The organism is Streptomyces sp. NBC_01260, from assembly GCF_036226405.1.
In the GTDB taxonomy this organism is placed as follows: Bacteria; Actinomycetota; Actinomycetes; order Streptomycetales; family Streptomycetaceae; genus Streptomyces; species Streptomyces laculatispora.
In genome coordinates this window covers 1,998,791-2,024,036 of sequence record NZ_CP108464.1, presented here as the reverse complement: position 1 = coordinate 2,024,036, position 25,246 = coordinate 1,998,791, and the positions used below count along the sequence as shown (strand labels likewise).

The window sequence follows — 25,246 nt, the reverse complement described above, 5'->3', positions numbered from 1 at the left end:
TGCCGCTCCGAGGGCTTCGTCCGCGTTTCTCCCTTAATGTCGGCTCAACGGCTGTCGGCAGAGGAGCGCGCGTGACCAGTCCGGTACCTCCCCGCGACCGCACCGACCAGCCCTGGCGCTCCGAGGGCGCACCCCCGCCCCAGCCGCCCGGCCGGAAGATGCCGGGGGGCTGGGGCGGACTGCTGCTGACCGCGCTGGCCGTCTATCTGATCGCCAATCTGGTGCTCTCCTTCTTCAACGGCGAGAAAGAGCCGACGATCGCCTACACGGAGTTCAGCAAGCAGGTCACCTCGGGCAACGTCTCCAAGATCTACTCCAAGGGCGATGCCATCCAGGGACAGCTCAAGAAGGAGGCGAAGGTCCCGGGCAAGGACGACAAGTACACCAAGTTCGTCACCCAGCGGCCGGCCTTCGCCGACGACAACCTCTGGGGCGAGCTGGTCAAGGACGATGTCACGGTCACGGCCGAACCGGTCGTCAAGGAGCGCAGCTTCCTGGCCAACCTGCTGATCTCGCTGGCGCCGATGCTGCTGCTCGTCCTGCTCTGGGTGTTCATCGCCCGGCGGATCTCGCGGGGCGGCATGGGCGGCGGGATGGGCGGCTTCGGCCGCAAGGCCCCGCCCAAGCCGGTCGAGCTGGAGGGGGGCCGGCGCACCACCTTCGCGGACGTGGCGGGCATCGACGAGGTCGCGGGCGAGCTCAACGACATCGTGGACTTCCTGAAGAACCCGGACGCCTACCGGAAGATGGGCGCCAGGATGCCCGGGGGAGTCCTCCTCGCCGGTCCTCCCGGCACCGGCAAGACGCTGCTGGCGCGGGCCGTCGCGGGGGAGGCGGGGGTGCCGTTCTTCTCGGCCTCGGCCTCCGAGTTCATCGAGATGATCGTCGGCGTCGGGGCCGGCCGGGTCCGGGAGCTCTTCGCCGAGGCGCGCAAGGTCGCCCCCGCCATCGTCTTCATCGACGAGATCGACACCATCGGACGGGTCCGCGGCGGCGGTTCGGGCATGGGCGGGCACGACGAGCGCGAGCAGACGCTCAACCAGATCCTCACCGAGATGGACGGCTTCTCCGGTTCGGAGGGCGTGGTCGTGATCGCCGCCACCAACCGCGCCGACGTCCTCGACCCGGCGCTCACCCGGCCCGGCCGCTTCGACCGGATCGTCCAGGTCAGCCCGCCGGACAGGAGCGGCCGGGAGGCGATCCTGGAGATCCACACCCGGCAGATCCCGATGTCCGACGATGTGGATCTGGGCCAGGTGGCCCGTACGACGCCCGGGATGACCGGCGCCGATCTGGCCAACCTCGCCAACGAGGCCGCGCTGCTCGCCGTCAAGCGGAGGCAGTCGGAGGTCAGCGGGGCCGATCTCTCGGACGCCCTGGAGAAGGTCCAGCTCGGTGCGGAACGCTCGCTCGTCATGTCGGACGAGGATCGCCGCAGGACCGCGTACCACGAGAGCGGACACGCGCTGCTGGGGATGCTCCAGCCCGGTGCCGACCCGGTCCGCAAGGTCACCATCGTGCCGCGCGGCCGCGCGCTCGGCGTCACGCTCTCCACGCCGGACGCCGACAAGTACGCGTACACGGAGGAGTATCTGCGCGGCCGGATCATCGGCGCGCTCGGCGGGATGGCGGCCGAGCAGGTGGTGTTCGGCGTCGTCACCACGGGGGCGGAGAGTGATCTGGAGCAGGTCACCGGTCTGGCCCGCGGCATGGTGGGCCGCTGGGGCATGAGCCACAGGGTCGGCCGGCTGACGGCGATCCCGGCCGACGCCCAGCAGGCGTACGGGCTCGTCGCCGCGCCCGCGACGCTGGACGCGGTGGACGGTGAGATGCGGCGCATCGTCGACGAGTGCTACGAGGAGGCGTGCCGGCTGCTGGGGAACAACCGGGACCGGCTGGACTCGCTGGCCGGGGCGCTGCTGGAGAACGAGACGCTGGACGAGGTGGCCGCCTACCGGGCCGCCGGGATCACCCGGCTGGCCAAGCCGTAGGGTCCCCGCCCGCCGGCCGGGGCCCGGACCGCCCGCGCGTCGTGCGCACGAGGCCCGGCCGGGCCCGTCAGCCCCTACGTCGTGCAGACGAGATAGCGGAACACATTGGGCATCCAGACGGTGCCGTCCCGGCGCCGGTGCGGATGCAGGGCCTGCGCCACCTCCTTCTCCACCTGGGACCGGTCCGTCGCCCGTACCGCCGCGTCGAAGAGCCGTGTCGACAGCAGACCCCGGACCGCGCTGTCCATGTCCGCGTAGCCGAACGGGCACGCCACCCGCCCCGAGCCGTCGGGCTTCAGCCCGGCCCGGAACGCCACGTCCTCCAGATCGTCCCGCCGAGCGCCCAGCCAGCCGCCCGCCCCGGGGGAACGCGTCCCCTCCGCGAGCCGGGCCGCCACCCCCAGCACCGCAGCCGTGGCGCACCGCTCGGGCGGGCCCCAGCCGGTCAGTACGACCGTGCTGCCCCGGTCTGCCAGCGACACCGCCGAACCGAGCGCGCCCACCAGTTCCTCCGCGTCGTCGGCGGAGCAGCCGATCGGCGTGAACGCGGTGATCAGGTCGTACGGCTCGTGGCCGGTCGCCGTGGCCGGAACGCCGTCCAGGAGCCGCGGTCCGGCGGCCGGGGGCCCGGCGTCGCCCCCGGGGTCCGGCAGCAGCCGGGTCCGGGCGAGCGCGAGGCGTTCGGGGTCGGTGTCGATGCCGGTGACGCGTGCTCCGCGGCCGGCCGCGATCAGCAGCGCGAGCCCGGAGCCGCAGCCGAGCGAGAGCATTCGGGTGGCGGCCCCCACTTCCAGCCGCCGGTACACCGCCTCGTACAGCGGCGCGAGCATCCGCTCCTGGATCTCGGCCCAGTCACGGGCCCGGGAACCGGTGTCCACCGAGGCGGACGCCTCGGTCTTCGCATGGTGCCGGACGAGCGTTGGTGTCATGGAATGCGCCCCAATCCGCCGAGATGCCGGTGATGCCGATCGGTCGTGTCCGGGTGGACGATTTCCCCGTGCCTGCGGCCCCGCTTCCCCCGTATGCCAGAGAACTGCGCATCCGCCGCCGCGTCCAGGGGTCTACGGGCAGTGGTTGCCTCCGGTGCCGCTCGCCGGTCCAGTCTCACCCGACACGCGGGGCCGGGCACGTCGAGGGCCCGGGGCCGGGGCCGGCGGCGCGCGGGGAGGGGGCGGGCGGGGCGGGTGGTGCCCCCGGTACTGTCGGGTTCCCGGGGTGCGCGCACGTCGGTGTTCCGGGCGCCCGGGTGGTGCGAGTTCCAGGGGGCGTACGCGCGGTCCACGCGCTCGGGCGTACACGTCGCTACGTACCAACTTGGTGCGAGCTGTGAGACTTCTCCGCAGATCAGCGCACCCGCCCGCGTCAGGACGCATGAACGGCAACTGACTGGTACGTGCAAATTATTTGGGATGGCCCGGAATCGGAACACCGGGGCACTCGCGCTCGTTGTCACGACGTGAGCACGACACCACCTGTACTTGCCGCAGAGCTGGCACAGGCGTGGGCCGATATTCAGCGGTACCACCCCGAGCTGCCCGATCTTGCCGCGCCCGAGTCCCTGATCGGAGAGTCCTCGTCCGCCTGTGGCGCCGAGCTCTCCTTCGAACGGCTGCTCCACGAGGCAGTCCATGGCATCGCCGCCGCCCGAGGTGTCCGTGACACCTCGCGCGCCGGCCGTTACCACAACCGTCGATTCCTCGCGATCGCCGAGGAGCTGGGCCTCGATCACGCCGAGGAGCCCCACCCCAGCAGTGGCTTCTCACTGGTCACGCTCAACCCCGAGGCCAAGCGCCGGTACCGGCCGACGATGGAACGGCTGCAGCGCGCCCTCAAGGCGCACACCGTGGCCACCGCCGCCGACACCAAGCGCTCCTTCCGCGGCCCGGCCGCCCGGCACGGCTCCTCCGGAGGAGGCGTGCGGGTCAAGGCCGTCTGCGACTGCGGTCGCAATGTGCGCGTCGTCCCCTCGGTCCTCGCGCAGGCCCCGATCGTCTGCGGCGGCTGCGGAAAGCCGTTCCGGATCCCGGAAGCAGTGGTCGCGGTGGGGTGAACCGATGTGGTGTGGCACAATGGCTAGCTGTACTCGACAGTCGCATAGGACCCCTCTCTCCTCCGGCTGACGCGTCCATCGGGCACCCGAGTACCGCAACCCCACGTGGCATCTTCGTTGTGCCCAACCACGTCATAGACCAGGAGACACCACTTCCGTGGCAGTCAAGATCAAGCTGAAGCGTCTGGGCAAGATCCGTTCGCCTCACTACCGCATCGTCGTCGCCGACTCCCGTACCCGCCGTGATGGCCGGGCCATCGAGGAGATCGGCCTGTACCACCCGGTGCAGAACCCCTCGCGCATCGAGGTCAACGCAGAGCGCGCGCAGTACTGGCTGTCCGTCGGCGCCCAGCCGACCGAGCCGGTTCTCGCGATCCTGAAGCTCACCGGTGACTGGCAGGCCCACAAGGGTCTCCCGGCCCCCGCGCCGCTTCTGCAGCCGGAGCCCAAGGCTGACAAGCGCGCCCTGTTCGAGGCCCTGACCAAGGACACCGCTGAGGAGTCCAAGGGCGAGGCCATCACGCAGAAGGCGAAGAAGGCCGACAAGAAGGCGGACGAGGCTGCTGACGCAGCTGCGCCCGCCGAGTCGACCGAGGCCTGAGCATGCTCGAGGAGGCTCTCGAGCACCTCGTGAAAGGCATCGTCGACAACCCCGAGGACGTGCAGGTCGCCTCGCGCAACCTGCGTCGCGGCCGTGTGCTCGAGGTTCGGGTCCACCCCGATGACCTCGGCAAGGTGATCGGCCGCAACGGTCGCACCGCACGTGCGTTGCGTACCGTCGTCGGCGCCATCGGCGGCCGTGGTATCCGCGTCGACCTCGTCGATGTGGATCAGGTTCGCTGACAGAGTTGAACACCGGCACGGGCCGGGGAGGGCCATGAGCCCGCCCCGGCCCGTCGTCGTACGACAGGAGAGACACAAGGTGCAGTTGGTAGTCGCGCGGATCGGTCGCGCCCACGGCATCAAGGGCGAGGTCACCGTCGAGGTGCGCACGGACGAGCCGGAGATCCGGCTCGGACCCGGCGCGGTACTGGCCACCGAGCCGGCCTCGACGGGACCGCTGACGATCGAGACCGGCCGGGTGCACAGCGGCCGGCTGCTGCTGCGTTTCGAGGGCGTACGGGACCGTACGGCCGCCGAGGCGCTGCGCAACACGCTGCTGATCGCCGACGTGGACCCGGAGGAGCTCCCGGAGGACCCCGAGGAGTTCTACGACCATCAGCTGATGGACCTGGACGTGGTTCTCGCCGACGGCACCGAGATCGGCCGGATCACCGAGATCACGCATCTGCCGTCCCAGGACCTCTTCATCGTGGAGCGTCCCGACGGCACCGAGGTGATGATCCCGTTCGTCGAGGAGATCGTCTCCGAGATCGACCTGGAGGAGCAGCGCGCGGTGATCACTCCGCCGCCGGGCCTGATCGACGAGAGCGAGGCGGTCGTCGTCTCCTCGCGCGACGAGGAGTCCGCAGCCGCCGGGCCCGGTACCGACGGGTCCGCTCCCGTCGAGCGCGGGGAAGACGACTGATGCGCCTCGACGTCGTCACGATCTTCCCCGAGTACCTCGAACCGCTGAACGTCTCGCTCGTCGGCAAGGCCCGCGCCCGCGGACGCCTCGACGTGCACGTGCACGATCTGCGGGAGTGGACGTACGACCGCCACAACACGGTCGACGACACCCCCTACGGCGGCGGCCCCGGCATGGTCATGAAGACCGAGCCGTGGGGCGACGCCCTGGACGAGACCCTGGCCGGCGGCTACGAGGCCGGTGCGCACTCCCCGGTGCTCGTGGTGCCGACACCGAGCGGCCGGCCGTTCACCCAGGAACTCGCCGTCGAGCTGTCCGAGCGGTCCTGGCTGATCTTCGCCCCGGCCCGTTACGAGGGCATCGACCGGCGGGTGACCGAGGAGTACGCCACCCGGATGCCGGTCGTCGAGGTGTCCATCGGCGACTACGTGCTGGCCGGCGGCGAAGCCGCGGTGCTGGTGATCACGGAGGCGGTGGCCCGGCTGCTGCCCGGCGTGCTCGGCAACGCCGAATCGCACCGGGACGACTCCTTCGCCCCCGGCGCGATGGCCGATCTGCTGGAGGGGCCCGTCTACACCAAGCCGCCCGAGTGGCGCGGCCGGGGCATTCCGGACGTGCTGCTCAGCGGCCACCACGGCCGGATCGCCCGCTGGCGCCGGGACGAGGCCTTCCGTCGTACCGCGCTCAACAGGCCCGATCTGATCGAGCGTTGTGAGGCGGCGGGCTTCGACAAGAAGGACCGCGAGATGCTCTCGATCCTCGGGTGGTCCCCCGAGCCCGGCGGCCGATTTTGGCGCAGGCCCGACGCCGTGGAAGAATAGGCCGCTGCTGTACGTCCGGCGCGCGCCCCTGCCACAGGGGGAAAGACGCCCGTCCGACGCGATCAGCACCCCGAACTCATCACTCTCCCGCCGATGACCTGTGGCATCGGCGAAGAAAGCAGACAACATGGCTTCCCTGCTCGATGGCGTCAATGCCACCTCGCTGCGCACCGACCTCCCGGCGTTCCGCGCCGGTGACACCGTCAACGTTCACGTCCGCGTGATCGAGGGCAACCGCTCCCGTATCCAGCAGTTCAAGGGCATCGTCATCCGCCGCCAGGGCGCGGGCATCAGCGAGACCTTCACGGTCCGCAAGGTCTCCTTCAGCGTCGGCGTCGAGCGCACCTTCCCGGTGCACAGCCCGATCTTCGAGAAGATCGAGCTCGTCACCCGCGGTGACGTCCGTCGCGCCAAGCTGTACTTCCTCCGTGAGCTGCGCGGCAAGGCCGCGAAGATCAAGGAGAAGCGCGACCGCTGAGCTGGCTCCCAGGTCCACAGCACGGCCGGATAAGCTCTGGCCCCGATGGACACGGAAGCAAGAACCACGGAGCGCGACCGCTCCTCCGCAGCCCCTACGGGGCCGGAGGAGCGGTCGCGCTTTTCGCGTATCCCGCACCGTTTCGCCGCCGCGATGTCATGGCGGCGCACCGTCGCGCTCGGTGCTGTCTGTTCGGTCTTCGTGCTGCTCTTCAGCGCTTTCGTGGTGCAGCCCTTCCTGATTCCCAGCAGCTCGATGGAGTCGACGCTGCAGGTCGGGGACCGGGTGCTGGTCAACAAACTGGCGTACCGTTTCGGCGCCGAACCCCGGCGCGGCGACGTGGCGGTCTTCGACGGCACCGGCTCCTTTGTACGGGAGGCGCCGCAGGAGAACCCCGTGACCGGGCTGCTGCACGGCGCGGCGGCATCCCTGGGGCTCGCGGAGCCCGCCGAGACCGACTTCGTGAAGCGGGTGGTGGGTGTGGGGGGCGATCGGGTGGTCTGCTGCGACGAGCGGGGGCGGGTCGAGGTGAACGGCCGGCCGTTGGACGAGGACTACCTGTTCGCGGGTGACGCGCCGTCCCGGGCCCCGTTCGACATCGTCGTGCCGGACGGCACGCTCTGGATGATGGGCGATCACCGCAGCCGCTCACGGGACTCCCGTGACCACCTGGGCGAACCGGGGGGCGGCATGGTGCCCGTCGACAGGGTGATCGGCAGGGTCGACTGGATCGGCTGGCCGCTGGGGCGGCTGGACTCCCTCCCGGGCACCGCGGCCTTCGACGGCGTACCTGCGCCGGGGGCGACGCATGGGTAACCGCGGGCGGCCGCACGACGCTGCCGATCCCGGGGTGCCGCTGCCCACCGGCAGCAGGCCGACGGCCGCCCGCTCGCTGCCCACCCGGGCGGAGCGGCGCAAACTGGCCCGCAAGGTGAAGCGGAAGCGGCGCCGATCGGCCGTGAAGGAGATACCTCTCCTGATCACCGTCGCACTGGTGATCGCGCTGGTCCTGAAGACGTTCCTGGTGCAGGCCTTCGTGATCCCGTCGGGATCCATGGAACAGACCATCCGGATCGGCGACCGGGTCCTCGTGGACAAACTGACGCCGTGGTTCGGGTCCCGTCCGCAGCGTGGCGATGTGGTCGTGTTCAAGAACCCCTCCGACTGGCCGCCGCCGAATCCGGTGACGGCGAAGGAGCCGCCTGTCGTCATCAAGCAGGTGAAGGAGGTGCTGACCTTCATCGGGCTGCTGCCGTCCGACGACGAACAGGACCTGATCAAGCGGGTGGTCGCCGTCGGCGGCGACACGGTGAAGTGCTGCGACAAGGACGGCCGGCTCATGGTCAACGGCCAGGCGGTCGACGAGCCCTATGTCTTTCCCGGCAATCCCCCCTCCACGATCAAATTCGAGGTAAAGGTTCCTGTCGGACGAATCTTCGTGATGGGCGACCATCGCTCCAATTCCGCCGATTCACGTTTCCACCTGGACAAGACGGCCGACGGCACGGTTTCCGAGGATGCCGTAGTGGGACGGGCCGTGGTGATCGCCTGGCCCTTCGGGCACTGGGGGAAGCTGGAGGAACGTTCGGTGTTCTCCTCGGTCCCGGACGCGCGCGCCGGGACGGCTGCTGCCCCCGGACCGTCGAATAGTGTGTCCGAGGATCCCAACGGAATGATCCGGCTCCCGACCCCTGCGGAACTCCCGCTCGTTATGGGAGTGGTTGGCCTGCACCGGCTAGGGCGCAGGCGGTGGTACGGAATAAGGAGCAGATGTGGGGGATTTGGCGGTGGGCGCACGATCCGGACACGACGAACCCGAGGACCGGCCGGACACTCCGGAGAGCGTCGAGCCGACCGGGACGACGGCGGGCCGGACGGAGAGTGACGGCGACTCCCCGAGCAGCGGCAGTACGGCCCGGAAGAAGCCCCGCTCCTTCTGGAAGGAGCTGCCCCTCCTCATCGGTATCGCGCTGGTTCTCGCGCTGCTGATCAAGACGTTTCTGGTGCAGGCGTTCTCCATTCCGTCGGATTCGATGCAGAACACCCTTCAGCGGGGTGACCGGGTGCTGGTCGACAAGCTGACCCCGTGGTTCGGCTCCGAGCCGGAGCGCGGCGAGGTCGTCGTCTTCCACGACCCGGGCGGCTGGCTGGAGAACACCCCGGCGGCCAACCCGAACGCGGTGCAGAAGTTCCTGAGCTTCATCGGGCTGATGCCGTCGGCCGAGGAGAAGGACCTGATCAAGCGGGTCATCGCGGTCGGCGGTGACACGGTGGAGTGCCAGACGAACGGCCCGGTCACGGTCAACGGCAAGGCGCTGGACGACAAGTCCTTCATCTTCAAGGGGAACACCGCCTGCAACGACGAGCCGTTCGGCCCGATCAAGGTCCCCAAGGGCCGTATCTGGGTGATGGGCGACCACCGTCAGAACTCCCTCGACTCCCGCTACCACCAGGAGCTGCCGGGTGGCGGCACCGTCTCCACGGACGAGGTGGTGGGCCGGGCCATCGTGGTCGCGTGGCCGGTCAACCGCTGGGCGACCCTGCCGATCCCGAAGACCTTCGACCAGCCGGGTCTGAACGCCGCGGTTGCGATGGCGCCGGGTGCGCTCGGCTTCGCCGGTGCTGTGCCCCTGGTGCTCTGGCGCAGGCGGAGCAGGGCCGTGCCGGCACGGCAGGAGTAGGGGTACGGAGTCGCCCGCCGGGCTGCCTCGTCCCCTCCACGGGGGCTCGTCGGGTGCGCATCCGTTGTGGGCCGTGCCCGGCTCTCCGACTTCACCGGCCCGGAGAGGGCAGTAGCTCCGGGGAACCCCCGCTCGTTGTACGGGGGCGGGTTTGTGATCGGCAGGCCCGGTGGGCAGGCGTTGGCGCAGAGTGAGGAATGAATGTGAGCGACGTGGCAGGCGAAGCACGAGCTGGACACGGACAGTCCACGGAGAGGTTCGAGCAGCCTGCTGACTCCGCCTTCGACCCTGTTGGAGAGACGGGGGGGCCGGACGGGCCGCAGGGCGCGCCCGACTCGGACCGGAGTGGGAAGCGGGTCAAGAAGCCCCGCCCCCTCTGGAAGGAGCTGCCCCTCCTCATCGGTATCGCGCTGGTTCTCGCGCTGCTGATCAAGACGTTTCTGGTGCAGGCGTTCTCCATTCCGTCGGATTCGATGCAGAACACCCTTCAGCGGGGTGACCGGGTGCTGGTCGACAAGCTGACCCCGTGGTTCGGCTCCGAGCCGGAGCGCGGCGAGGTCGTCGTCTTCCACGATCCGAGTGGCTGGCTGGACGGGGAGCCGACCCCTGAGCCGAACGCGGTGCAGACGTTCCTGAGCTTCATCGGGCTGATGCCGTCGTCGCAGGAGAAGGACCTGATCAAGCGGACGATCGCGGTCGGCGGTGACACCGTGTCGTGCAAGAAGGGCGGCCCGGTCGAGGTGAACGGCAAGGCGCTCGACGAGCCGTACATCTTCCCCGGTGGCACGCCGTGCGACGACATGCCCTTCGGGCCGTTCAAGGTGCCCGACGGCAAGATCTGGGTGATGGGCGACCACCGGCAGGACTCCTCGGACTCGCGCTATCACACCAGCGACGCGAACAAGGGCTTCGTGCCGGTGGACGAGGTCGTGGGCCGGGCCGTCGTGGTGGCCTGGCCGCTCAATCGCTGGACGACCCTGCCCGTCCCGGACACCTTCGACCGGCCGGGCATGAGTGCCGCGGCGGCGATGGCGCCCGGCGCGCTCGGCATCGCCGGTGCGCTGCCGATCGTGATCCGGCGCAGGCGGAGGCTGACCAGCGGGCGTACCGCCGGGTAGGGTGCCGACTCGGATCAGCGATTGTCGATCTCCGATGGGGGACGCTGGGATGAGTGGAACAGGACGTACGGATGACGGCCGCGGCCGGCTCGGCAGCATGCTGTCGGGGCTGGCGGTGGCCGTCGGCTGTGTGCTCTTCCTCGGCGGGTTCGCCTGGGCGGCCGTGGTGTACCGGCCTTACACGGTGCCGACCGAGTCGATGACCCCGACGGTGAACGCGGGCGACCGGGTTCTCGCGCAGCGGGTGGACGGCAGCGAGGTGCGCCGGGGCGATGTGGTGGTGTTCACCGATCCGGCGTGGGGCGATATGCCGATGGTGAAGCGGGTCGTCGGGATCGGCGGCGACAAGGTCGCCTGCTGCGAGAAGGACGGCCGGCTCACGGTCAACGGCATACCCGTTGAGGAACCGTATCTGCAGACACCGGACCCCGCCTCGGCGAACGACTTCACGGCCGAGGTGCCCAAGGGGCAGCTCTTCCTCCTGGGCGACGACCGCCGGGTTTCGCTGGACTCCCGGGTCCATCTGGAGGACCGCGGGCAGGGCTCGGTACCCCGCAGTGCCGTGACGGCCCGGGTGGACGCCGTCGCCTGGCCGCTGGGCAGCATGATCGAACGGCCGCATGCCTTCGCCGCGCTGCCGGGCGGGGTGTCGTCGGCGGGTCCGCTCAAGCTTCAGCTCGGGGCCGTGGTCGGTGGCGTGGTGCTGATTCTGGCCGGTGCCGTGTACGGGCCGGTCGCCGCCCGGTCGAAGCGGAACAAGCAGGGGAAGGCGGCTGCCGGTGTCCACTGAGACGCGCAAGGTCTCCCGCCTGGTACTCCTCGATCCGGACGACCGCATTCTGCTGATGCACGGGTTCGAACCGGAGGATCCGGCGAATACCTGGTGGTTCACCCCTGGCGGGGGACTGGAGGGTGACGAGACCCGGGAGCAGGCCGCGCTGCGCGAACTGGCCGAGGAGACCGGGATCAGGGATGCCGAACTGGGCCCGCTTCTCTGGAAGCGGTGGTGCTCCTTCCCGTTCGACGGCCGGCGCTGGGATCAGGACGAGTGGTACTTCCTCGCCCGTACGACGCGGACCCTGACGGACACCAGCGGGCAGACCGGGCTTGAACGGCGCAGTGTCGCGGGTCTGAGGTGGTGGACCTCCGCCGAACTGTCGGCGACGCGTGAGACGGTGTACCCGACCAGACTCGCCGGGCTGCTGCGCACGCTGCTCGACGAGGGTCCTCCGCGTACGCCGTTGGTTCTGGCTCCCGAAATCGCCTGAGCGTCCGGGGCGCCGGGGCCTGGCGCACAATGGGGGAACGCACGGCTGAAGGGGAACATGTCAATGAGCGCCGAGGACCTCGAGAAGTACGAGACCGAGATGGAGCTGAAGCTCTACCGGGAGTACCGCGATGTCGTCGGTCTGTTCAAATATGTGATCGAGACCGAACGGCGCTTCTACCTCACCAACGACTACGAGATGCAGGTGCACTCGGTCCAGGGTGAGGTGTTTTTCGAGGTGTCCATGGCGGATGCCTGGGTCTGGGACATGTACCGGCCCGCACGGTTCGTGAAGCAGGTCCGGGTGCTGACGTTCAAGGACGTCAACATCGAGGAGCTCAACAAGAGCGATCTCGAGCTTCCGGGTGGCTGAGTTGTCCACATCCGCCGGCTTGTCCACCAAGATCCACTAGCGGCGGGCGGACGCGTCAGAGTCGGTGCCGGAGGTGGTGCCGATATGAACGCACGGGGGGCACTCGGGCGGTACGGCGAGGATCTGGCGGCGCGGCTGCTGACCGATGCCGGAATGTCCGTACTGGAGCGGAACTGGCGCTGTCGCACCGGCGAGATCGACATCGTCGCGCTGGACGGCGACGCGCTCGTCATCTGTGAGGTGAAGACGCGCAGGGCGGGTGGATTCGAGCACCCGATGGCCGCCGTCACACCGGCCAAGGCGGACCGTCTGCGTCGGCTGGCCGAACTCTGGCTGGACCGGCACGGCGGTCCGCCGCCCGGCGGGGTGCGCATCGACCTGGTCGGCGTGGTGCTGCCCAGGCGCGGTGCGCCGCTGGCCGAGCACGCGCGGGGGGTGGCCTGATGGGGTTCGCGCGTGCCTGCTCGGTGGCTCTGGTCGGCGTCGAGGGCGTGGTGGTGGAGGTCCAGGCGGACCTGGAGGCGGGAGTGGCGGCGTTCACCCTGGTGGGGCTGCCGGACAAGAGCCTGGTGGAGAGCCGCGACCGGGTCAGGGCTGCCGTGGTCAATTCAGGCGCCGAGTGGCCGCAGAAGAAGCTCACGGTGGGCCTTTCCCCGGCCTCGGTCCCCAAGGGCGGTTCGGGTTTCGATCTCGCCGTGGCGTGTGCGGTGCTCGGCGCGGCCGAGCGGATCGACCCCGCTTCGATCGCCGATGTCGTGATGATCGGGGAGCTGGGGCTCGACGGCCGGGTGCGGCCGGTGCGCGGGGTACTGCCCGCCGTCCTGGCCGCGGCGGAGGCCGGATACCGGCAGGTGGTCGTCCCCGAACAGACGGCGGGCGAGGCGGCGCTGGTACCCGGGGTCTCCGTGCTCGGGGTGCGGAGCCTGCGGCAGCTGATCGCCGTGCTCTGCGACGAACCGGTGCCCGAGGAACAGGAGCCCCACGACCAGGGGCGCCCCGACACCATGCTGGCCGGTCTCATGGTGCCCGGCGCCGCTATCGGCACCGGCATCACCCGGGGCTCGGCGCAGGGCGAGGGACACCGGCCGGACCTCGCGGACGTCGCGGGTCAGGAGCGGCCCCGCAAGGCCCTGGAAGTCGCGGCGGCGGGCGGCCACCACCTCCTGCTGTCCGGACCGCCGGGCGCGGGCAAGACCATGCTCGCCGAACGGCTGCCCGCGATCCTGCCGCCGCTGACCAGGCAGGAATCCCTTGAGGTGACCGCGGTGCACTCGGTGGCGGGCATCCTGCCGCCGGGCGAACCCCTGGTCTCCCGGGCGCCGTACTGCGCACCGCACCACTCGGCGACCATGCAGTCGCTGGTCGGCGGGGGCAACGGGCTGCCGCGGCCCGGCGCGGTGTCGCTGGCCCATCGCGGCATCCTCTTTCTGGACGAGGCGCCGGAATTCTCCGTACGGGCGCTGGACGCGCTGCGTCAGCCGCTGGAGTCGGGGCACGTGGTGGTGGCGCGCAGCGCCGGGGTGGTGCGGCTGCCCGCCCGCTTCCTGATGATGCTGGCCGCCAACCCCTGCCCGTGCGGGCGGCACACGCTGAGCGGGGCCGGCTGTGAGTGCCCTCCCGCGGCGATCCGGCGCTACCAGGCCCGGCTCTCCGGTCCGTTGCTCGACCGGGTGGACCTGCGGGTTGCCGTCGACCCGGTCAAGCGCGCTGATCTGATGGGGCATGGCGGCCGGGGCGAGTCGACCGCGACGGTGGCGGCCCGGGTGCGGGAGGCGCGGGTGCGGGCGGCGGAGCGGCTGGCCGGTACCCCCTGGACCACCAACAGCGAGGTGCCCGGACATGAGCTGAGGACCCGGCTGGTCGCGGCGCCGGGCGCGCTGCTGGCCGCCGAGCGGGACATGGAGCGCGGCCTGCTCACCGCGCGAGGCCTGGACCGGGTCCTGCGGGTGGCGTGGACCGTCGCGGATCTGCGGGGCGCCGGCCGTCCGGACGCCTCGGACATCGCGGTGGCGCTGGAGCTGCGGACCGGGATCCCGCGAGGAGCCCCGATGACGGAGGGGGCGGCATGACGGGGCGGGGAGCCGGGGGGAGCGGCCGGGTGGCGGGCGCGGGGTACGGCCCGCCGGCCGAGGGGCGGCCGCGGATGCCGGGGACGGGGGACCGGGAGCGGCCGGTGCGGGCTCCCGGTGGGGTGAGCGTCGGGGAGCGGCTGGCGCGGGCCGCGCTGACCCGGGTCCTGGAGCCGGGGGACGAACGGGGCGGGCGCTGGCTGCGGGAGTGCGGCGCCGGGGAACTGCTGCGGCGGATCACGGCCCGGGACGGATCGGCCGAGCAGCTGAGCGGCATGACGGCGAAGCGTCTGGCCGGCTACCGGCTGCGGGCGGAGGCGGCCGAACCCGGCCGGGACCTGGCGGCAGTGGCCGAGGCCGGCGGGCGCTTCCTCTGCCCGGGTGACCGCGAGTGGCCGAGCCAGCTGGACGACCTGGGCGACACCCGGCCCACCGGGCTCTGGGTGCGGGGGAGGCCCGATCTGCGGCTCTGGGTACTGCGTTCGGTCGCGGTGGTCGGCGCCCGCGCCTGCACTCCGTACGGGGCGCACATGGCGACGACGCTCGGCGCCGGCCTCGCGGAGCGGGGGTGGGTGGTTGTTTCGGGTGCGGCGTTCGGGGTCGACGGGGCCGCTCACCGGGGCGCTCTCGCCGCCGGTGGGGCGACGGCGGCGGTGCTGGCCTGCGGGGTGGACGTCGTGTACCCCCGCGGACATGCCGAACTGATCGGACGCATGGTCGAACAGGGGCTCGTCATCAGTGAACTGCCGCCGGGCGAACATCCCACCCGCAGCCGGTTCATCCTCCGGAACAGGGTGATCGCCGCGTTGACGAGAGGAACCGTCGTGGTCGAGGCCGAATACCGCAGCGGTTCACTGGTGACGGCGCGTTGCGCCCAGCGGCTCGGCCGCTTCACCATGGGCGTTCCGGGGCCCGTCACCAGTGGTCTGTCGGCAGGCGTCCATGAATTCCTGCGGGGAGAGGGCGTACTGGTGACGGATGCGGCGGAAGTCGTCGAACTGGTGGGTGACATGGGGGAACTCGCCCCGCCCCGACGCGGTCCGGTGCTTCCACGAGACCTTCTGGACGCCGGCTGCACCCGGGTTCTCGACGCGCTGCCGGCCCGTGGCGCCGCCGACGGACGCGAGGTGGCCCGAACCGCGGGAACGGGCGCCGACGAGGCGCTCGCCAGACTGTACGAACTGCACTCACTGGGGTTCGTCGAACGTCATGGCGATGGATGGCAGTTGACGCGACGGCCGACTTGCAATGACGACGCGCGGCGAGGCGGTACTTGACCTGGAGCATTCGGGTGAAAAGGTGATGCCGATGACCTCGGCGGATCGTTCGGCAACGCCTCCGGGGCCGACGCGCGACGCGTCGGTCCCGGACGCCAGTCATGTCCTCGTCCGCATACGCGGTCGTGTCCGGCGCCGCGACCGGTGTCGCGTCCGTTCCCCCGGTAGCGCACAGCGGCGATCCCATATCCTGCGCGCACCGCGACACTTCAGTCACGCTACGCTCACAAGGATCCCGCCCCAGACGCACATCTCCCAGCACTTCACAGCAGAACGGCTCAAGGCACCACATGCCCCAGCACACCTCCGGGTCTGACCGCGCGGCAGTACCACCGGCTGCGCGTGGCACTGTGCGCCCTCCCGCCCCCTCCTCGCTCGACGAGTTGTGGCGTTCGTACAAGACCACGGGCGACGAGCGGCTGCGGGAGCAGCTGATCCTGCACTACTCGCCCCTGGTGAAGTACGTCGCCGGCCGGGTGAGCGTGGGCCTGCCGTCCAACGTCGAGCAGGCGGACTTCGTCTCCTCGGGGGTCTTCGGGCTGATCGACGCGATCGAGAAGTTCGACATCGAGCGTGCGATCAAGTTCGAGACGTACGCGATCACCCGCATCCGGGGCGCGATGATCGACGAACTCCGGGCGCTGGACTGGATCCCCCGCTCCGTGCGCCAGAAGGCGCGGGCGGTCGAACGCGCCTACGCGACGCTGGAGGCGCGGCTGCGGCGTACCCCCTCGGAGGCGGAGGTCGCCGCGGAGATGGAGATCGCGCTGGAGGAACTGCACGCGGTTTTCAGCCAGTTGTCGCTGGCCAATGTGGTCGCGCTGGAGGAGCTGCTCCATGTGGGCGGCGAGGGCGGCGACCGGCTGAGCCTGATGGACACGCTGGAGGACACCGCCGCCGACAACCCGGTGGAAGTGGCCGAGGGCCGTGAGCTCAGGAGGCTGCTCGCCCGGGCGATCAACACTCTCCCGGACCGCGAGAAGACGGTCGTCACGCTCTACTACTACGAGGGCCTCACCCTCGCCGAGATCGGTAACGTCCTCGGGGTCACCGAGAGCAGAGTCAGTCAGATCCATACCAAGTCAGTGCTGCAGCTGCGCGCGAAACTGGCCGACGCCGGGCGCTGAGAGCAGCACTGGAGAACACCTCAGGGGACGCCCTGCCGGGTCTGCTCCGGCACTGATCGGGGCCGCCCGCCCCCTCCCGGGCACCGGTCGCCGTAGAGTGGACGCGTGCCCAGGATTCGAGCGGCCTCTGTGGCCGAGCACCGGACCATGCAGCGCGGCGCCCTCCTGGACGCAGCGCGTTCCCTGCTGTCCGAGGGAGGCACGGAGGCATTGACCTTCCCCGCCCTCGCCGAGCGCACGGGCCTCGCCCGGTCCTCCGTCTACGAGTACTTCCGGTCCCGCGCAGCCGTCGTGGAAGAGCTCTGCGCCGTCGACTTCCCCGTCTGGGCGGCCGAGGTGGAGAACGCGATGGAGCGGGCGCAGACGCCGGAGGAGAAGATCGAGGCGTACGTACGACGGCAGCTCGATCTCGTGGGGGACCGGCGCCACCGAGCCGTCGTCGCGATCTCCGCGAGCGAGCTGGACGCGGGCGCCCGGGAGAAGATCCGCGCCGCCCACGGCGGGCTGATCGCCATGATCGTGGAGGCGCTCGGCGACCTCGGCCACGAGCAGCCCCGGCTGGCGGCCATGCTGCTGCAGGGCTCCGTGGACGCGGCGGTGCGACGTATCGAACTCAGCGTGGCGGAGCAGCCGGACGTGATCGCGGACACCGCCGTCGCCATGATCCTGTGCGGCGTCCGGGGCGCCGCCGGCGGGCAGGGCTGACGCCGGCGCGTCACGGCGGCGCCCGTCAGCAGCGCGGGGGCGGCCGGTCCGCTGTCCGGCCGCAGCGACGGATCCCCGCCCGGTGCCGGTGCCGGTTCGGGCACGCCGCTCACCGGCAGCAGCCGGGACGGTCCGCGCCGCAGCAGCGAGGGCGGCAGCAGCGACAGCGGGTCCAGATACGCCGCCGCGCGCCGCAGCCCCCAGTGCAGACAGCCGGACGCGCAGTGGAACGGCCCCGTGGCCATGACCGCCACCACCTGCCCCGCAGTGACCTCGTCGCCCTTGGCGACCAGTGGGCGCACCGGCTCGTACGTGGTCCGCAGCGGTGGATCGCCCGTACCCGCGAGCTCGATCGCCAGCACCCCTCGTCCCGCGACGCCGCCCGCGAACGAGACCCGGCCGGAAGCGGCCGCGAGCACCGCCGTCCCCGGTCCGGCGGCGAGGTCCACCCCGCGGTGCCCCCGCCCGTACTCCGTGGCGGGCGGCTCCCACCCCCGTACGACCACGGGCCGCCCCGCCAGCGGCCAGACCCCTTCGCGGTCCGGCGGATCCACCGGGACCGGCGCCGTCACGGGTGCGGGCGGCGGCTCTGCCGGGGCCGGGGCGGCCGCCCCGCAGCACCCCATCGCGAGAAGCGCAGCGGCGGCTGCCGCCGGGGCCGCCCGCACCAGGCGCCGCGGCCCGCCGCCCGGTGCGCCGCGGATCATGGCCCGGAGCCGGGATCCGTCCCGGGCAGATGTGTTTCGCATGGCACAACCGTCCCCCGGCAGACCGGTTCGCGGGGATCACGGCCCGGATCTGTGGAGTACCGGCCGGTTGTGGACAGTGCCGTCACCCGGCACTCGACGGGTCCCGTACACTTCTTGTGGCGATCCGGGTCACCGGGTCGACTTCGCACGCCCCGCCATCTCCTTCTCAACGGAGGTGGCCGCGCCCCTCGGTCCCTTGTGGCACGGCGCGTCGGGGCGTCAGGCGCGACAGCAAACCTGCGGTCGCGATAACCGAGCACCTCAAGGAGTACGGCCATGGCCGTCGTCACGATGCGGGAGCTGCTGGAAAGCGGCGTCCACTTCGGTCACCAGACCCGTCGCTGGAACCCGAAGATGAAGCGCTTCATCTTCACCGAGCGCAACGGCATCTACATCATCGACCTGCTCCAGTCGCTGTCGTACATCGACCGCGCCTACGAGTTCGTCAAGGAGACCGTCGCCCACGGCGGCTCCATCATGTTCGTGGGTACGAAGAAGCAGGCCCAGGAGGCCATCGCCGAGCAGGCGACGCGCGTCGGCATGCCGTACGTCAACCAGCGTTGGCTCGGCGGCATGCTCACCAACTTCTCCACCGTCTACAAGCGCCTTCAGCGTCTGAAGGAGCTTGAGCTCATCGACTTCGAGGACGTGGCCGCCTCCGGCCTCACCAAGAAGGAGCTCCTGGTTCTCTCCCGCGAGAAGGCCAAGCTGGAGAAGACCCTCGGTGGTATCCGCGAGATGCAGAAGGTGCCGAGCGCCGTCTGGATCGTCGACACCAAGAAGGAGCACATCGCCGTCGGTGAGGCGCGCAAGCTCCACATCCCGGTCGTCGCGATCCTGGACACCAACTGCGACCCCGACGAGGTCGACTACAAGATTCCGGGCAACGACGACGCGATCCGCTCCGTCACCCTGCTCACCCGCGTGATCGCCGACGCCGTCGCCGAGGGCCTCATCGCCCGCTCCGGCGCTGCGACCGGCGACTCGAAGCCGGGCGAGAAGGCCGCCGGCGAGCCCCTCGCCGAGTGGGAGCGTGACCTGCTCGAGGGCGACAAGAAGGCCGACGCCGAGGTCCAGACCTCCGCCGAGACCGAGAAGGTCGCGGACGCCGCCGAGACGCCGGCCGAGGCCGCCGCCGAGGCTCCCGCCACCGAGACGCCGGCCGTCGAGGCCCCCGCCGCCGAGGCTCCGGCCACGGACGGCGAGCAGGCCTGACACCCGTCACGGCTGACGACGGCGGGGGCCGGTGCCACAGGCACCGCCCCCGCCGTTCACCCGTAGATCTTTCAGACTTCGAGAGAGAAATACAGACTCATGGCGAACTACACCGCCGCTGACGTCAAGAAGCTCCGTGAGCTCACCGGCGCCGGCATGATGGACTGCAAGAAGGCCCTCGACGAGGCCGATGGCAGCGTCGATGGTGCCGTCGAGGCCCTTCGTATCAAGGGTCAGAAGGGCGTCGCCAAGCGCGAGGGCCGTTCTGCCGAGAACGGCGCCGTCATCTCCCTCATCTCCGAGGACAAGACCTCCGGCGTCCTGCTCGAGCTGAAGTGCGAGACGGACTTCGTCGCCAAGGGCGAGAAGTTCCAGGCCGTCGCCAACGCGCTGGCCGCGCACGTCGCCGCCACCTCCCCGGCCGACCTGGCCACGCTGCTCGCCTCTGAGATCGAGGCCGGCAAGACGGTTCAGGCGTACGTCGACGAGGCCAACGCCAACCTCGGCGAGAAGATCGTCCTGGACCGCTTCGCGCAGTTCAGCGGCGGTTACGTGGCTGCGTACATGCACCGCACGATGCCCGACCTCCCGCCGCAGGTCGGCGTCTTGGTCGAGCTCGACAAGGGATCCGCCACGGACGAGGTCGCGGCCACGGTCGCCAAGGACGTCGCGCAGCACATCGCCGCCTTCGCCCCGAAGTACCTCAACCGCGACGAGGTCCCGGCCGAGACGGTCGAGAACGAGCGCCGTGTCGCCGAGGCCACCTCTCGCGAGGAGGGCAAGCCCGAGGCCGCCCTCCCGAAGATCGTCGAGGGTCGCGTCAACGGCTTCTTCAAGGAGGTCGTCGTCCTGGAGCAGGCGTTCGCCAAGGACAACAAGAAGTCCGTCCAGAAGGTTCTGGACGAGGCCGGTGTCACCCTGAAGCGCTTCTCGCGCATCAAGGTCGGCATCTGAGTCCGTCCGCGAAAAACGGTGGACCCCGATAGGGTCTGGTGCAGTCGACGGCCGCACACCGCCGTACGACCGCAGATCTGACGAGGAGGCCATTGCCGCTGAGGGACATCGGACCCACCGGCAATGGCCTTCTTCGTATGTGCACGAGGAGAATCTCCATGAACAAGGGCGCGGACGCCGCAACAGGTGACCACAGGCGCGACGACGGCAAGGTGGCCGGACGCTTCATGCTGAAGCTGTCCGGAGAGGCGTTCGCCGGTGGCGGGGGTCTCGGTGTCGACCCCGACGTCGTGCACGCCATCGCACGCGAGATCGCTGCGGTCGTCCGGGACGGCGCGGAAATCGCGATCGTCATCGGCGGCGGCAACTTCTTCCGCGGCGCCGAGCTCCAGCAGCGCGGTATGGACCGGGCCCGGTCCGATTACATGGGCATGCTCGGCACTGTCATGAACTGCCTCGCGCTCCAGGACTTCCTGGAGAAGGAGGGCATCGACTCCCGCGTCCAGACCGCCATCACCATGGGCCAGGTCGCGGAGCCGTACATCCCGCTGCGCGCCGTACGGCACCTGGAGAAGGGCCGCGTCGTCATCTTCGGCGCAGGCATGGGTATGCCGTACTTCTCCACCGACACCACCGCCGCCCAGCGCGCCCTGGAGATCGACGCCGAGGCTCTGCTGATGGGCAAGAACGGTGTGGACGGGGTCTACGACTCCGACCCGAAGACCAACCCCGGAGCGGTGAAGTTCGACGCGCTGGAGTACAGCGAGGTGCTCGCCCGCGATCTCAAGGTCGCCGACGCCACCGCCATCACGCTCTGCCGTGACAACCAGCTGCCGATCCTCGTCTTCGAGCTGACGACGGCGGGCAATATCGCCCGCGCCGTCAAGGGTGAGAAGATCGGTTCGCTCGTGAGCGACCAGGGCACCCGGGCCTGAAACCGGGGGACCGAACCGGGGGGACCCGGTGGGTTCCCGGGGCCCGCGGTAGGGGCCCGAAGGATGGACAACGGCCTGCCGGTCGGACACCGTGCAGGTGAGGACGCGACGCAGGACCCGCCGGGCCCGAGCACGCCGGGCCCACTCAAGACACGCAGGAGCACGTGGTGATCGAAGAAACCCTCCTCGAGGCCGAGGAGAAGATGGAGAAGGCCGTCGTGGTCGCGAAAGAGGACTTCGCCGCGATCCGCACCGGCCGTGCGCACCCGGCGATGTTCAACAAGATCGTCGCCGACTACTACGGCGCGCTGACCCCGATCAACCAGCTGGCCTCGTTCTCGGTGCCCGAGCCCCGTATGGCCGTCGTGACGCCGTTCGACAAGACCGCGCTGCGCAACATCGAGCAGGCCATCCGCGACTCCGACCTCGGCGTCAACCCGAGCAACGACGGCAATATCATCCGGGTCAACTTCCCCGACCTCACCGAAGAGCGCCGTCGCGACTACATCAAGGTCGCGAAGACCAAGGCCGAGGACTCCAAGATCTCCATCCGTGCGGTCCGTCGCAAGGCCAAGGAGACCCTCGACAAGCTGGTCAAGGACAAGGAGTCCGGCGAGGACGAGGTACGTCGCGCCGAGAAGGAGCTCGACGACACCACCGCGAAGTACGTCGCGCAGGTGGACGAGCTGCTGAAGCACAAGGAAGCCGAGCTGCTCGAAGTCTGATGAACGACTCTTCCTGGGGTGCCCCGCAGGGCGCCGCTCATCGGGCCGCTCCCGAGATGCGGGCCGCTCCGGCGGGTCCTGCATACGATGTGCATAATGCCCAGCAGACTCGGCCCATGCCCATCGTGCCGGACGTTCCCGACGCAGGTAGAGACGCTGACGATCGTGATGACCGGGACCAGGGGGCCGCACGCCTGAGCGGCGGCCCCTTGTTCCGCGACGAGAAGCCGCAGGAGCCCATGTCCACCGCGCCGCCACCCCCGCAGAAGAAACGTGCGGGCCGTGATCTGGGAGCCGCCATAGGGGTCGGCGTGGGGCTGGGTGCCGTCGTCGTCGCCTCGCTCTTCATCGTCAAGGCCGTCTTCGTCGGTGTGATCGTGGTCGCCGTCGTCGTAGGCCTCTGGGAGCTCACCTCCCGGCTGGAGGAGCGCAAGGGCATCAAGGCGCCGCTCGTGCCCCTCGCGGTCGGTGGCGCCGCCATGGTCGTGGCCGGTTACGCGCGAGGTGCCGAAGGCGCCTGGGCCGCCATGGCGCTGACCGCTCTCGCGGTGCTCGTCTGGCGGATGACCGAACCGCCGGAGGGCTACCTCAAGGACGTCACGGCCGGCGTCTTCGCCGCGTTCTACGTACCGTTCCTGGCCACCTTCGTCGCCATGCTCCTGACCGCGGCCGACGGGCCGCAGCGGGTGCTGACCTTCCTGCTGCTGACCGTGGTCAGCGACACCGGCGCGTACGCGGTCGGCTGGCGGTTCGGCAAGCACAAGCTCGCACCGCGGATCAGCCCCGGGAAAACCCGCGAGGGCCTCTTCGGAGCCGTGGCCTTCGCGATGGTGGCCGGTGCGCTGTGCATGCAGTTCCTGATCGACGGCGGCTCCTGGTGGCAGGGCCTCCTGCTCGGCTTCGCGGTCGCCGCCAGCGCCACCCTCGGTGACCTGGGCGAGTCCATGATCAAGCGGGACCTCGGGATCAAGGACATGGGCACGCTGCTCCCCGGGCACGGCGGCATCATGGACCGGCTGGACTCCCTGCTGCCGACCGCGCCGGTGGTCTGGCTGCTGATGGTGATTTTCGTCGGCTCCGGCTGAGTACCCGCAGTTGTTGTGAGTGAGGGTCCGACGTCCACGGGACGCCGGACCCTCACTCATGTGCCGGGCGAAGTGAGACGACCACCACCCGGGACCGTGCCCGCAGTGCGCAAGGCGACGGCACCCGTCAGCCGCGGTTCTGCAGGGCCGAGCGCATGTGGTGGTGGAGCTCCACGGCCCGACGGTGCATCCACAGGATCCAGAAGCAGAACGCGATCACACCGACCGCGAAGACCAGGGGGAAGGCCAGCGAGCCGGTGGTCGCTCCGAGGACGAGCATGCCGACGGCTATCAGGCCCGTAAAACCCAGCCAGTACGGCAGCCGGCGCTTTCCCCGCTCCATCTTTCCCAGCTGATCGTCGATCAGCCGCCCCATGATCACCCGCTCCTCGGGATCCCGCGGCACCTCACGGCGCCGGATCTTGCGATTGAGGCTGACGACCGTGCGGGGGCCGGCGCCGGTCGCGCGGCTGGTCCGGCGGCGCTGAAAAGCCACGAACCCGATGACCACGGCGGTGTAGATCAGGCTGTGGGCCACCCATAAGCCCGGGTGATCATCCCGGCGGAACAGGGCGCCGAAGCCCATGCCCAGTACGAAGAGCACCAGCGCCTGCGCGATCAGGCTGTGATTGAACCACTGCTTCAAGCTGTGCACGGCACGTACCTCCTGCGAATTCGCCCGGATGTCCCTGTCGTCTTCCGGATACCCCGCCCGGCCCGGTCCATCGGCGCCGCGCCCCCTTTGCGGCGTAGCCTGCGCGCCGGCCGTCGCCCGGGGCGCCCATGGGGCAACCGGCCCGCGCTCACGGTCCGGTGGCGCCGGACAGCCGGGGTGTGATCGGTCACTGCCGTGCACGCGGCCGGGCCGTCTCAGGGCCGCCCACGTCGGCCGATGACGACCCGCGTCGGCCGGGCCGACCCGCGGTCCGCCCGTGCCACCGGCGACGACCGCCAGCATCCCGGCGTGTCTGCGACACTGGACGAACCATGCCTAAGCCCGGAGAACTCACTTTCGTCGCGCCCCGCGGAGCCAAGAGGCCGCCGCGGCACCTCGCCGACCTCACGCCCGCCGAGCGCAAGGAAGCCGTCGCCGAGACGGGCGAGAAGCCCTTCCGCGCCCAGCAGCTCTCGCAGCACTACTTCGCGCGGTACGCACACGACCCGTCGGAGTGGACCAACATCCCCGCCGCGTCGCGGGACAAGCTCGCCGAGGCGTTGTTCCCCGAGCTGATGTCCGTGGTCCGGCACATCAGCTGCGACGACGACACCACCCGCAAGACGCTGTGGAAGCTGCACGACGGGACGCTGGTCGAGTCCGTTCTGATGCGCTACCCGGACCGCGTCACGATGTGCATCTCCTCCCAGGCGGGATGCGGGATGAACTGCCCGTTCTGCGCCACCGGACAGGCCGGCCTCGACCGCAACCTCTCCACCGCGGAGATCGTCCACCAGATCGTGGACGGTATGCGGGCCCTGCGCGACGGTGAGGTCCCCGGGGGCCCGGCGCGGCTCTCCAACATCGTCTTCATGGGCATGGGCGAGCCGCTCGCCAACTACAAGCGGGTGGTCGGGTCCATCCGCCGGCTGACCGACCCCGAGCCCGACGGGCTGGGCCTGTCGCAGCGCGGGATCACCGTCTCGACCGTAGGCCTGGTGCCGGCGATGCTGCGGTTCGCCGACGAGGGCTTCAAATGCCGTCTCGCCGTCTCGCTGCACGCCCCGGACGACGAGCTGCGCGACACCCTCGTACCGGTGAACACCCGGTGGAAGGTGCGCGAGGTACTGGACGCCGCTTGGGAGTACGCGGAGAAGTCGGGCCGCCGTATCTCCATCGAGTACGCGCTGATCCGCGACATCAACGACCAGGCCTGGCGGGGCGACCGGCTGGGCCGGCTCCTCAAGGGCAAGCGGGTGCACGTCAACCTGATCCCGCTGAACCCGACGCCCGGCTCGAAGTGGACCGCCTCGCGGCCCGAGGACGAGAAGGCGTTCGTCGAGGCCATCGCCGCCCACGGGGTGCCGGTGACCGTGCGGGACACCCGGGGCCAGGAGATCGACGGCGCCTGCGGGCAGCTGGCGGCCTCCGAGCGCTAGGGCG

The 25,246-nt window shown here is 70.4% G+C and carries 27 protein-coding genes and 1 pseudogene; 25 read left to right on the top strand and 3 right to left on the bottom strand.

Going from position 1 to position 25,246, the window contains the following annotated elements; translation table 11 throughout:
- The first annotated feature begins 71 nt into the window (after positions 1-71).
- A complete protein-coding gene (ftsH, locus tag OG322_RS08765; protein ID WP_329306271.1) occupies positions 72-1,991 on the top strand; it encodes an ATP-dependent zinc metalloprotease FtsH in 1,920 nt (639 codons plus the stop codon).
- Positions 1,992-2,065: 74 nt separating this feature from the next.
- Here the strand turns inward: ftsH and OG322_RS08760 are convergent, their stop codons facing one another.
- Positions 2,066-2,920, bottom strand: coding sequence for a class I SAM-dependent methyltransferase (locus OG322_RS08760; protein WP_123461934.1), 855 nt, complete (start codon positions 2,918-2,920; stop codon positions 2,066-2,068).
- Between the two features lie 527 nt (positions 2,921-3,447).
- On the opposite strand from OG322_RS08760, the gene OG322_RS08755 reads away from it, so the two are divergent.
- From OG322_RS08755 to OG322_RS08670, 18 genes are all read left to right on the top strand, one after another.
- Positions 3,448-4,041, top strand: coding sequence for a hypothetical protein (locus OG322_RS08755; RefSeq protein ID WP_073739095.1), 594 nt, complete (start codon positions 3,448-3,450; stop codon positions 4,039-4,041).
- A gap of 157 nt (positions 4,042-4,198) precedes the next feature.
- Positions 4,199-4,642, top strand: a complete 444-nt coding sequence (gene rpsP, locus OG322_RS08750; RefSeq protein WP_073739096.1) for a 30S ribosomal protein S16 — start codon at positions 4,199-4,201, stop codon at positions 4,640-4,642.
- Between the two features lie 2 nt (positions 4,643-4,644).
- Complete coding sequence (locus OG322_RS08745) at positions 4,645-4,884, top strand: RNA-binding protein (protein ID WP_017947632.1); 240 nt, start codon at positions 4,645-4,647, stop codon at positions 4,882-4,884.
- A 79-nt stretch (positions 4,885-4,963) separates the two neighbouring features.
- A complete protein-coding gene (gene rimM / locus OG322_RS08740) occupies positions 4,964-5,569 on the top strand; it encodes a ribosome maturation factor RimM (protein WP_123461936.1) in 606 nt (201 codons plus the stop codon).
- The gene (gene trmD, locus OG322_RS08735) at positions 5,569-6,390 is read left to right on the top strand and encodes a tRNA (guanosine(37)-N1)-methyltransferase TrmD (protein WP_266410863.1); all 822 of its coding nucleotides are present in this window, start codon (positions 5,569-5,571) and stop codon (positions 6,388-6,390) included. The genes rimM and trmD overlap by 1 nt, the downstream gene beginning before the upstream one ends.
- A 127-nt stretch (positions 6,391-6,517) precedes the next feature.
- Positions 6,518-6,868: a 50S ribosomal protein L19 gene (rplS, locus tag OG322_RS08730; RefSeq protein WP_329306270.1), complete on the top strand. Its 351-nt coding sequence runs from the start codon at positions 6,518-6,520 to the stop codon at positions 6,866-6,868.
- A gap of 45 nt (positions 6,869-6,913) precedes the next feature.
- Complete coding sequence (lepB, locus tag OG322_RS08725) at positions 6,914-7,684, top strand: signal peptidase I (protein ID WP_329306269.1); 771 nt, start codon at positions 6,914-6,916, stop codon at positions 7,682-7,684.
- On the top strand, positions 7,677-8,753 hold the full coding sequence (gene lepB, locus OG322_RS08720; protein ID WP_123461944.1) for a signal peptidase I: 1,077 nt from the start codon (positions 7,677-7,679) through the stop codon (positions 8,751-8,753). Before lepB (OG322_RS08725) ends, lepB (OG322_RS08720) begins: the two co-directional genes overlap by 8 nt.
- The gene (lepB, locus tag OG322_RS08715; RefSeq protein WP_123461945.1) at positions 8,650-9,549 is read left to right on the top strand and encodes a signal peptidase I; all 900 of its coding nucleotides are present in this window, start codon (positions 8,650-8,652) and stop codon (positions 9,547-9,549) included. Before lepB (OG322_RS08720) ends, lepB (OG322_RS08715) begins: the two co-directional genes overlap by 104 nt.
- A 212-nt stretch (positions 9,550-9,761) precedes the next feature.
- A complete protein-coding gene (gene lepB / locus OG322_RS08710) occupies positions 9,762-10,667 on the top strand; it encodes a signal peptidase I (protein ID WP_398911763.1) in 906 nt (301 codons plus the stop codon).
- A gap of 49 nt (positions 10,668-10,716) precedes the next feature.
- Positions 10,717-11,457, top strand: coding sequence for a signal peptidase I (lepB, locus tag OG322_RS08705; RefSeq protein WP_123461949.1), 741 nt, complete (start codon positions 10,717-10,719; stop codon positions 11,455-11,457).
- Positions 11,447-11,935, top strand: coding sequence for an NUDIX hydrolase (locus OG322_RS08700; protein WP_266410862.1), 489 nt, complete (start codon positions 11,447-11,449; stop codon positions 11,933-11,935). Before lepB (OG322_RS08705) ends, OG322_RS08700 begins: the two co-directional genes overlap by 11 nt.
- A 63-nt stretch (positions 11,936-11,998) precedes the next feature.
- Positions 11,999-12,307 carry a DUF2469 domain-containing protein gene (locus OG322_RS08695; RefSeq protein WP_003965949.1) on the top strand — a complete coding sequence of 103 codons (309 nt, stop codon included), beginning with the start codon at positions 11,999-12,001 and terminating at the stop codon, positions 12,305-12,307.
- A gap of 84 nt (positions 12,308-12,391) precedes the next feature.
- Positions 12,392-12,751, top strand: coding sequence for a YraN family protein (locus OG322_RS08690; protein ID WP_123461953.1), 360 nt, complete (start codon positions 12,392-12,394; stop codon positions 12,749-12,751).
- The gene (locus tag OG322_RS08685) at positions 12,751-14,376 is read left to right on the top strand and encodes a YifB family Mg chelatase-like AAA ATPase (protein ID WP_266410861.1); all 1,626 of its coding nucleotides are present in this window, start codon (positions 12,751-12,753) and stop codon (positions 14,374-14,376) included. The genes OG322_RS08690 and OG322_RS08685 overlap by 1 nt, the downstream gene beginning before the upstream one ends.
- A gap of 74 nt (positions 14,377-14,450) precedes the next feature.
- Positions 14,451-15,653, top strand: a complete 1,203-nt coding sequence (gene dprA, locus OG322_RS08680; protein WP_123462536.1) for a DNA-processing protein DprA — start codon at positions 14,451-14,453, stop codon at positions 15,651-15,653.
- 290 nt (positions 15,654-15,943) lie between these two features.
- Entirely contained in the window at positions 15,944-16,780 is an 837-nt protein-coding gene (whiG, locus tag OG322_RS08675) for an RNA polymerase sigma factor WhiG (RefSeq protein ID WP_123461958.1), read from the top strand.
- A gap of 129 nt (positions 16,781-16,909) precedes the next feature.
- Positions 16,910-17,485 carry a TetR/AcrR family transcriptional regulator gene (locus OG322_RS08670; protein ID WP_124286075.1) on the top strand — a complete coding sequence of 192 codons (576 nt, stop codon included), beginning with the start codon at positions 16,910-16,912 and terminating at the stop codon, positions 17,483-17,485.
- Positions 17,486-17,577: 92 nt separating this feature from the next.
- On the opposite strand, the pseudogene OG322_RS08665 reads toward OG322_RS08670, so the two are convergent.
- Positions 17,578-18,192, bottom strand: a pseudogene (locus tag OG322_RS08665) (murein hydrolase activator EnvC family protein); the annotation flags it as partial.
- A 318-nt stretch (positions 18,193-18,510) separates the two neighbouring features.
- On the opposite strand from OG322_RS08665, the gene rpsB reads away from it, so the two are divergent.
- The 5 genes from rpsB to OG322_RS08640 all read left to right on the top strand — a co-directional run bounded on the left by rpsB (position 18,511) and on the right by OG322_RS08640 (position 23,148).
- Positions 18,511-19,449 carry a 30S ribosomal protein S2 gene (rpsB, locus tag OG322_RS08660; protein ID WP_123461962.1) on the top strand — a complete coding sequence of 313 codons (939 nt, stop codon included), beginning with the start codon at positions 18,511-18,513 and terminating at the stop codon, positions 19,447-19,449.
- 99 nt (positions 19,450-19,548) lie between these two features.
- Positions 19,549-20,403 carry a translation elongation factor Ts gene (gene tsf / locus OG322_RS08655; protein ID WP_123461964.1) on the top strand — a complete coding sequence of 285 codons (855 nt, stop codon included), beginning with the start codon at positions 19,549-19,551 and terminating at the stop codon, positions 20,401-20,403.
- 158 nt (positions 20,404-20,561) lie between these two features.
- On the top strand, positions 20,562-21,338 hold the full coding sequence (pyrH, locus tag OG322_RS08650; protein WP_123461966.1) for a UMP kinase: 777 nt from the start codon (positions 20,562-20,564) through the stop codon (positions 21,336-21,338).
- A 167-nt stretch (positions 21,339-21,505) separates the two neighbouring features.
- Entirely contained in the window at positions 21,506-22,063 is a 558-nt protein-coding gene (gene frr / locus OG322_RS08645; protein WP_024488459.1) for a ribosome recycling factor, read from the top strand.
- Positions 22,063-23,148, top strand: coding sequence for a phosphatidate cytidylyltransferase (locus tag OG322_RS08640; RefSeq protein WP_266410860.1), 1,086 nt, complete (start codon positions 22,063-22,065; stop codon positions 23,146-23,148). The genes frr and OG322_RS08640 overlap by 1 nt, the downstream gene beginning before the upstream one ends.
- 127 nt (positions 23,149-23,275) lie before the next feature.
- Here the strand turns inward: OG322_RS08640 and OG322_RS08635 are convergent, their stop codons facing one another.
- Entirely contained in the window at positions 23,276-23,803 is a 528-nt protein-coding gene (locus OG322_RS08635) for a hypothetical protein (protein WP_124285340.1), read from the bottom strand.
- 332 nt (positions 23,804-24,135) lie between these two features.
- On the opposite strand from OG322_RS08635, the gene rlmN reads away from it, so the two are divergent.
- Positions 24,136-25,242: a 23S rRNA (adenine(2503)-C(2))-methyltransferase RlmN gene (rlmN, locus tag OG322_RS08630; RefSeq protein WP_123461972.1), complete on the top strand. Its 1,107-nt coding sequence runs from the start codon at positions 24,136-24,138 to the stop codon at positions 25,240-25,242.
- Positions 25,243-25,246 lie beyond the last annotated feature (4 nt).

What these genes read in the sequence shown, in the direction of transcription:
- OG322_RS08760 (WP_123461934.1), bottom strand. Translation starts at nt 2,920, where the DNA reads ATGACACCAACGCTCGTCCGGCACCATGCGAAGACCGAGGCGTCCGCC.
- OG322_RS08745 (WP_017947632.1), top strand. Translation starts at nt 4,645, where the DNA reads ATGCTCGAGGAGGCTCTCGAGCACCTCGTGAAAGGCATCGTCGACAAC.
- trmD (WP_266410863.1), top strand. Translation starts at nt 5,569, where the DNA reads ATGCGCCTCGACGTCGTCACGATCTTCCCCGAGTACCTCGAACCGCTG.
- rplS (WP_329306270.1), top strand. Translation starts at nt 6,518, where the DNA reads ATGGCTTCCCTGCTCGATGGCGTCAATGCCACCTCGCTGCGCACCGAC.
- lepB (WP_329306269.1), top strand. Translation starts at nt 6,914, where the DNA reads ATGGACACGGAAGCAAGAACCACGGAGCGCGACCGCTCCTCCGCAGCC.
- lepB (WP_123461944.1), top strand. Translation starts at nt 7,677, where the DNA reads ATGGGTAACCGCGGGCGGCCGCACGACGCTGCCGATCCCGGGGTGCCG.
- lepB (WP_123461949.1), top strand. Translation starts at nt 10,717, where the DNA reads ATGAGTGGAACAGGACGTACGGATGACGGCCGCGGCCGGCTCGGCAGC.
- OG322_RS08695 (WP_003965949.1), top strand. Translation starts at nt 11,999, where the DNA reads ATGAGCGCCGAGGACCTCGAGAAGTACGAGACCGAGATGGAGCTGAAG.
- OG322_RS08690 (WP_123461953.1), top strand. Translation starts at nt 12,392, where the DNA reads ATGAACGCACGGGGGGCACTCGGGCGGTACGGCGAGGATCTGGCGGCG.
- OG322_RS08685 (WP_266410861.1), top strand. Translation starts at nt 12,751, where the DNA reads ATGGGGTTCGCGCGTGCCTGCTCGGTGGCTCTGGTCGGCGTCGAGGGC.
- dprA (WP_123462536.1), top strand. Translation starts at nt 14,451, where the DNA reads ATGCCGGGGACGGGGGACCGGGAGCGGCCGGTGCGGGCTCCCGGTGGG.
- whiG (WP_123461958.1), top strand. Translation starts at nt 15,944, where the DNA reads ATGCCCCAGCACACCTCCGGGTCTGACCGCGCGGCAGTACCACCGGCT.
- rpsB (WP_123461962.1), top strand. Translation starts at nt 18,511, where the DNA reads ATGGCCGTCGTCACGATGCGGGAGCTGCTGGAAAGCGGCGTCCACTTC.
- tsf (WP_123461964.1), top strand. Translation starts at nt 19,549, where the DNA reads ATGGCGAACTACACCGCCGCTGACGTCAAGAAGCTCCGTGAGCTCACC.
- pyrH (WP_123461966.1), top strand. Translation starts at nt 20,562, where the DNA reads ATGAACAAGGGCGCGGACGCCGCAACAGGTGACCACAGGCGCGACGAC.
- OG322_RS08640 (WP_266410860.1), top strand. Translation starts at nt 22,063, where the DNA reads ATGAACGACTCTTCCTGGGGTGCCCCGCAGGGCGCCGCTCATCGGGCC.
- rlmN (WP_123461972.1), top strand. Translation starts at nt 24,136, where the DNA reads ATGCCTAAGCCCGGAGAACTCACTTTCGTCGCGCCCCGCGGAGCCAAG.